Annotated in this window: 5 protein-coding genes; 4 read left to right on the top strand and 1 reads right to left on the bottom strand. The window is 39.7% G+C overall.

Features of this window, described 5'->3' with window-relative positions; genetic code table 11:
• Positions 1-376: 376 nt before the first annotated feature.
• Positions 377-865, bottom strand: a complete 489-nt coding sequence (locus ACT29H_RS16595) for an outer membrane beta-barrel protein (protein WP_444822777.1) — start codon at positions 863-865, stop codon at positions 377-379.
• A gap of 402 nt (positions 866-1,267) precedes the next feature.
• Between ACT29H_RS16595 and ACT29H_RS16600 the strand changes: the two genes are divergently transcribed.
• The 4 genes from ACT29H_RS16600 to ACT29H_RS16615 all read left to right on the top strand — a co-directional run bounded on the left by ACT29H_RS16600 (position 1,268) and on the right by ACT29H_RS16615 (position 7,318).
• Positions 1,268-3,421: a S46 family peptidase gene (locus ACT29H_RS16600; protein WP_444822781.1), complete on the top strand. Its 2,154-nt coding sequence runs from the start codon at positions 1,268-1,270 to the stop codon at positions 3,419-3,421.
• Between the two features lie 414 nt (positions 3,422-3,835).
• Positions 3,836-6,007 carry a S46 family peptidase gene (locus tag ACT29H_RS16605; RefSeq protein ID WP_444822778.1) on the top strand — a complete coding sequence of 724 codons (2,172 nt, stop codon included), beginning with the start codon at positions 3,836-3,838 and terminating at the stop codon, positions 6,005-6,007.
• 80 nt (positions 6,008-6,087) lie between these two features.
• Complete coding sequence (locus ACT29H_RS16610) at positions 6,088-6,660, top strand: MarC family protein (RefSeq protein WP_444822779.1); 573 nt, start codon at positions 6,088-6,090, stop codon at positions 6,658-6,660.
• Positions 6,661-6,685: 25 nt separating this feature from the next.
• Complete coding sequence (locus ACT29H_RS16615; protein WP_444822780.1) at positions 6,686-7,318, top strand: ribonuclease H1 domain-containing protein; 633 nt, start codon at positions 6,686-6,688, stop codon at positions 7,316-7,318.
• Positions 7,319-7,494: the final 176 nt, after the last annotated feature.

Below are 7,494 nucleotides of genomic sequence, written 5' to 3' on the forward strand. Positions count from 1 at the left end.
AGAATTGGTTGAAAGAAAAAATATGAGTTATTTCGAGTTTCGAAAATTATACCGGACAGAGTTAAATTTACATTCCCAAAATAACAACCAAACAACTGCTGTAATAAAAATTACTTTTTTCATAAAATAAAATTTAATTAAGACACAAAATTATTCAAACATTCAGACAAAATAAATATCTTTTTTCTTTTCCCCTAACCAATCTCACCAAAAAAATAAAGTTTTTTGATAATACTACCAATTCCTTACTTTAACAACTTATTATCTTTTATACATCAAATTTATTTATCGTAATATCGAATACCTCACTTTAAGACACAAAAAAACCGGCCCAATCATCAGGCCGGTTTTTTAGAATGAAAACCACAAAAAGCGATCAGAAATAAATACCAATACTCAACGCCAGTTGTTCAAAGGCCGTATCATACTTCAATTCGCCAAAAAAGCGACTCACATTAGCACCAATACCCAAATTAAGGCCAATTTCGCCGTCGCTATCATCCCATCCAATCCATTCATCCCCATCATATTCCCATTTCATATGACTGTAGTTTAATCCTCCCAAGGCATATAACCCTAGGTCAGTCATTTCGAAAAAATGATAATGTGCATTGGCATTCAACTGCCATAAACTGACATCAAAATAATCTCCTCCGCTGGGAAAATAATAAGTAAAATCGGGTGACACCGACCACTTCTCGTTGATGACATATACACCTTTTAAAGTTAGGCCTACGCCCATCTTTTCTCCATCCTCATCAAACGCAGCCTGTGTCCCAAAAGTTAATCCACCACCAATGTTCAACTGAGCGGAAACAGTTGCGGCAACAAATAATGCCGCTATAACACTTAATAATTTCTTCATGACCCTTGATTTAAATTATTAATTAACTAACTCTTAATCTTTCTGCAAATTACACCCTCTTATTGTAAACAGCAAGCTCAATAATAATAATCACCTATTTTAAATGATCAACCGGTCGGCTATTTCGATTAATTCAACCAATTTATTGATAAAGCTAAGCAACTCATAGATACCTCTTCTGCACCTGCAGGCCGCCGGATCGTCTTCAAATTCCACCTCCTTTTCTTAACAAAAGTTCATATTCTTAACACCTCTAAACCGTGACAATCTAGAAAATTCCCCGGATAATTATACTTTTGTGCAATCAATCATCCAACAAGTAAAAAGTATGCAACAGTTCTGTTTGCAATACTTTGAGATGAGGGTTCGGACAGACTATATAAACACAAAACAAAAAGTATGATGAGAAAAAAAATGACCACCATTGCAGTGGCCCTTCTATTTTTCTTTTCCGGCGTAATGAAAGCCGACGAAGGGATGTGGTTGCTGCCGCTGATTCAAAAACTTAACATTGAAAAAATGCAATCCATGGGATTGCAACTCTCGGCCGAAGAAATTTACAGCATTAACCATTCCAGTCTTAAGGATGCCGTTGTTATCTTTGGCGGCGGATGCACCGGTGAGCTTGTTTCAGACAAAGGGCTGATCCTGACCAACCATCACTGTGGTTACGGCAGCATCCAACAACTGAGTTCTGTAGAGCACAACTATCTGGAAGATGGATTTTGGGCTGCTTCGCTCGAGGATGAAATCCCGGCTCCGGGTTTGTCGGTTACATTCCTGAAACGAATGGAAGATGTCACCGATAAAATTGAAGACAGCTTATCCGATGATATGTCGGAAGAAGAACGCCAGGAAGCTATAAAAAAATTATCTACTCAAATTGCTGATAGTGTAAAGGGGGATTCCCACTATCAGGTAATGGTACGCGACTTTTATGGTGGAAATCAATTTTACCTGATCGTCTACGAAGTCTTTAATGACGTCCGTTTTGTAGGAGCTCCCCCGTCATCCATAGGAAAATTTGGCCATGACACCGACAACTGGATGTGGCCCAGACATACCGGTGACTTTTCCATTTTCAGAGTATATGCCGACAAAGATGGAAAGCCCGCCGATTATTCCCCCAGCAACGTTCCACTGAAGCCGGAACATCATTTGCCCATATCTCTGAAAGGATACAAAAAAGGGGATTTCGCCATGACTCTGGGATATCCCGGCAACACCCAACGCTATCTCACCTCATGGGGGATCGAAGAGCGCATGAATATCTTTAACTTTTCTCTCATCAAACCTCGTGGCATCAAGCAGGAAATATGGCAAAAAGCCATGAGTTCCAGTGAAAAAATCAGACTTCAATATGCTTCCAAGTATTCTCGCAGCTCCAACTACTGGAAAAACAGCATCGGGATGAACCGAGGATTGAAGAACCTGAATGTCGTCGAGAAGAAACAAAAATTGGAGAAACAGTTTCAAAGCTGGACCAATCAATCTTCCCAACTAAAAGATAAGTACGGACAAGTTTTGCCATCCCTGAAAGAAGCCTATCAAAATCGGGCACCTTACTACCTTGCCCAAAATTTCGTTCGCGAATGTATGTTGCGTGGCACGGAAATATTGAGTTTTTCTTTGTCAGCCCGTGACTTAGAAAAAGCATTACAAGCGAACGATAAAGAAAAGGTAAAAGCCGCTGCGGAAGAGCTCAAAAATGAAGCGGAGGCCTTTTACAAAGATTATCATGCCCCAACCGACCAAAAAGTGATGAGTGCCTTGTTGAAACTCTATTTTGAAGAAATTGATCCGGAACTATATCCTTCTTTTTATCGGGAAATTGCTACCGATAAAGAAGACGGATTTAAAAGTTTTGCCAGCAAAGTCTTCCAAAAATCTGTTTTTGCAGACCCCAAAAAACTCAATGCTTTTCTGGAAAATCCAAGTTTAAAAAAATTGGCTAAAGATCCCGCTTATTCGGCAGGAAAATCCACCTTCGAACTCTACATCAAACTATTGGAACAGACTCGTCAATCAAATATGACCATCAAACAAAACCATCGTCTCTTTATTGCGGGACTTCAGGAAATGAATCCCGACAAGGTTTATTATGACGACGCCAACTTCACCATGCGATTAAGCTATGGAAAAGTAGGAGATTATGAACCAAGAGATGCCGTTCTTTATAAACACTTCACAACCCTGAAGGGGGTCATGGAAAAAGAACAACCCGGCAATTATGAATTTTCTGTTCCTGAAAAACTTAAACAACTCTATCAGGATAAAGATTTTGGTCGCTATGCCAATGAAGATGGGAAATTATACGTCAACTTCACCACCGACAATGATATTACCGGGGGTAACAGCGGAAGTCCTGTCATCAATGCAGAAGGTCATCTGTTCGGGCTGGCATTCGACGGAAACTGGGAAGCCATGAGTGGTGATATTGCTTTTGAAACCGAACTGCAAAAATGCATCAATGTGGACATTCGATATGTATTGTTTATCATCGATAAATTTGCAGGAGCCCGAAATTTGATTGATGAGATGACAATCATTGAATAACAACTCTTTCATTTCGACAGCAACACTTTAAGACCTAAGGCTTAATAATAAATAGAACGCTTCCTGAGGATGTAGGTATAATCCGGTAATAGGTTCAAACACCTAACAGGGTTCGCATCCACAGGAAGCGTTTTGATATCCGGATATAAAAAAATAAACAGTTGAATTTATGATCATTCAGTGTTCCTCTGGATGCCCTTCAACTCTTCTATCATCCACCCCTTTGCCCCAAGCACTATGTCAATTTTCTCCTCCTCCACCAATCTCTTTCGCTGACTGGAATCAATTCACGAAGGCTTAAATAACAACCGCCACAAATACTAAATAATCTTAAAATAATTTTACAAAATCACAGATTGAAACCATTCTGTTGTAGTTTAGCAATGTTAAAAAAATTTTAAGTTATTGATAAATATGTGGCAGCGGGCAATATTTCTGATCATTTTTCATATCTTCATTGTCAATTCTATCCATGCAGACGAAGGCATGTGGATGCCTTGGTATTTGCCTCAATCCCAGATAGACAAAATGTATGACATGGGCCTGGAGGTTCCCATCGATGAAATATTCGGAGAGAATGAGTCTTCTCTAAATCGTGCAATTGTATCTCTTGACGAAGGAAGCTGCACAGGAAGTTTTATTAGCTCACAAGGCCTACTGCTCACCAACCACCATTGCGCATACAGTGATATACAAAAGCATAGCAATATAGACAACGATTTGTTAAAAAAGGGTTATTGGGCACATTCATTGGAGACGGAACTGCCCAACCCGGGAAAAACTGCCACCATCCTCGTTGATGCCAAAAATCTCACCCCCCTTTTCAACAAAGCTTTGGAAAATGCCTCCAGTAGAATTGAGACCCAAAATATCATTGACAGCATTTCTAGAATTATTTTAGATACCGTATCTGTCGGTAATGGACAACAAGCCGAGATTAAGGATTTCCTCTATCAGAACATGTTTTTTCTTCTCACCACCCAAACTTTCAGGGATGTAAGACTGGTTGGAGCTCCTCCTGAAGAAATTGCACAGTTTGGTGGAGAATATGACAACTGGATGTGGCCACGTCACTCCGCCGATTTCGCGATATACCGAATATACTGCTCACCCGAAGGACTCCCGGCCGATTACGATCCGAACAATGTCCCATTCCATCCCAACAGGATACTAGAAATTTCAACCCTAGGAGTAGAAGAAGGAGATTTTACCATGACCCTCGGATATCCCGGTGAAACCCAGAGATACATCACCGCAGCCGGACTCAAGGAAACCTATAGCATTATCAATCCCGTTATTGCCGAAGTGGGAAAAATTAAACAGTCGGTCTGGCAAAAAAACATGAAAAAATCGCCTGTTTTGGGCATTCAGTATGCTGACAAATACGCTAATTCAGCTAATTTTCAGAAATATGCCACCGGACAAAACGAATCCATCGAAAAACTAAAACTTATTGACAAGAGGGAGAAATTGGAAAATCATTTACGCGAACAATTCAGTCACTACGGCGAGTTCCAAAATGCCCTAAAAGCTTCCAATATTCTCTATTTAATGCGTCAAAACCTGACAAAAACCACCATCGTCACCATCGAGAGTTTGATTAATGGTCCGGACATCAGCTCTCTTATATTGGAAACCTTTAATTTGTTCAATCTTTTGCAGGAAGATCCTGTTCCGGAGAATCAGCTAACTCAAGAAGTTGCAAGGCTTCAAGAATTCAGTCAGGATTTCTTTGAAAATTTTTCTTTTTCCACCGACAAAGAAGTATTTGAAGCAATGCTCAAATACTATTTGTCACATTTGGAAGACAGCTTCAGAGTTGAAAATGACATACTTCTCAAACACTCTGATGATATCAGTAAAGAGGTTGAAATAATTTATTCAAAGTCACTCTTTACCGATAAAAATAAATTTGACGCATTTCTCCTTGCACCGTCTGCAAAACAACTTCTTTCCGACCCGGGATTCGATTTATATTATGGACTAATTCAAAAGTTTGGACCAATTTACGCCATGTTCAATAAGATGGATGAACAATTGGAATACACCATGCACCTTCTTTTAAAATCATTATCCGCGACTGATACCATTGGGAAAATATATCCTGATGCCAACAGTACCCTTCGCCTTTCTTTTGGGAAGATTAAACCGTACTCTCCTAAAGACGGCATAACCTATGCTTCCTTTTCTTTTATTGGCGGTATGATTGAAAAAATCAATTCCGGAAAATCTCCCTACCGCATTCAGACGGATGTTTTGTCCCTTTCAAAAAACGAAAAAATAGAAAAATCCGACAATAATAAAACCTTCCCGCTTTGTTTCATATCCGACAATGATATAACAGGAGGGAACAGCGGAAGCCCGGTATTGAACAGCCGGGGCCAAATTGTGGGATTGGCTTTTGACGGCAACTGGGAAGGTATGGGGTCAGATATTTCCTATTCACCCGACCTGCAAAGATGTATCAGTGTTGACATACGCTATATTCTGTTTCTGATCGAAAAGTTATCAGATAACCACCAATTGATGAATGAGTTGAATCTCATCAATCCAGCCTCAAAAAATAATCTTTCACTCGCATCATAATCCCTGATTTTTTACATGTTTGATGACCGGAATTTATTTCTACATTTGCACCACTTTTTACAACGTAAAATTTCACAGCTATGGAACTCAATGCACTGGAAATCATTTCGGCATTTATTGTACTTTTTGCGGTTATCGACATACTGGGATCCATTCCAATTATTGTGGATTTGCGCAATAAAGGAAATAAAATTAACGCCTTTCAGGCCTCTATGGTCTCATTTATAATCCTGATAACGTTTCTGTTTGTGGGGAAGGCACTACTCGGATTGTTTGGTGTAGATATTTCTTCTTTTGCCATTGCCGGGTCATTTGTTTTATTTATGATGGCCATTGAAATGACATTGGGGGTTACCATTTTCAAACACGACTCTCCCTCCGGCGCATCTATAGTTCCCATTGCATTTCCGCTTATAGCAGGTGCCGGCTCTTTCACGACGCTACTGTCCCTGCGCGCCGAATATGCCACCATTAACATTGTTATTGGCCTCTTTCTAAACATAGTATTTGTTTACATAGTGCTTCGCATGACAAATATGGTAGAAAGAGTAATCGGTCAGGCCGGTATTTATGTATTAAAAAAATTCTTTGGAATTATTTTGATGGCAATGTCCATAAAATTGCTTCTGAACAACGTAACCAATCTGACCTAAATCCTCTAAAAAATTGAAGCTCTGTATGGCTGCAAAAACAAAATATTATGTGATCTGGGTAGGGCATAAAACAGGGATTGTAGATAACTGGGAAGAATGCAACAGACGTATAAAAGGTTATAAAGGCGCCAGATACAAATCCTACAAAACGTTGGCGGAGGCACAAAAAGCTTATGAATCTCCCTGGTCAGATAATATCGCCACGCCCCATAAAAAAGCTTTAGACAAAGCAGAAAAAAAGCTTTTTGGTTCTAAACCTATTCTCGAAAGTTTGGCGGTGGATGCCGCCTGCAGCGGAAATCCCGGACCAATGGAATACAGAGGAGTTCATGTCAAAACCAAAGAAGTGTGGTTTCATGTGAAATTTCCTCTGGGCACCAACAATATTGGCGAATTTTTGGCTATTGTTCACGGGCTGGCTGAGCTGAAACGTAGAAATGTAAATATCCCAATATACAGTGACTCACGCACCGCTATGAGCTGGGTAAAAAAAAAGAAGTGCACCACCCTCCTGGAACGAAACAAACAAACCGAACAGCTATTTAAAATGATTCACCGGGCTGAAGTGTGGCTGCAAAACAACAACTATCAGCAACCACTTTTAAAATGGGAGACTGAAAATTGGGGCGAAATACCTGCTGATTTCGGCCGAAAATAACGATTTCCGATTCAATTTATAGAAAGGATATTTAACTTGTTTAGCTATTTTATTTCTTCTTTTTGTAGAGACTTCTTTCATATAAGAACCACCCTACGCCCCATTGCTGTAAACTTAAGGGAAAAATAAAGAGAAAAAGGCAGGTGATAAAACGTCAAATCACCCGCCTTAGGTAT

Source organism: Thermophagus sp. OGC60D27 (assembly GCF_052400625.1).
In the GTDB taxonomy this organism is placed as follows: domain Bacteria; phylum Bacteroidota; class Bacteroidia; order Bacteroidales; family Marinilabiliaceae; genus Thermophagus.

Bases quoted from the DNA above. Each gene is read 5' to 3' on its own strand.
- ACT29H_RS16615 (WP_444822780.1), top strand. From the start codon at position 6,686: ATGGCTGCAAAAACAAAATATTATGTGATCTGGGTAGGGCATAAAACA.
- ACT29H_RS16595 (WP_444822777.1), bottom strand. From the start codon at position 865: ATGAAGAAATTATTAAGTGTTATAGCGGCATTATTTGTTGCCGCAACT.
- ACT29H_RS16610 (WP_444822779.1), top strand. From the start codon at position 6,088: ATGGAACTCAATGCACTGGAAATCATTTCGGCATTTATTGTACTTTTT.
- ACT29H_RS16605 (WP_444822778.1), top strand. From the start codon at position 3,836: ATGTGGCAGCGGGCAATATTTCTGATCATTTTTCATATCTTCATTGTC.
- ACT29H_RS16600 (WP_444822781.1), top strand. From the start codon at position 1,268: ATGAGAAAAAAAATGACCACCATTGCAGTGGCCCTTCTATTTTTCTTT.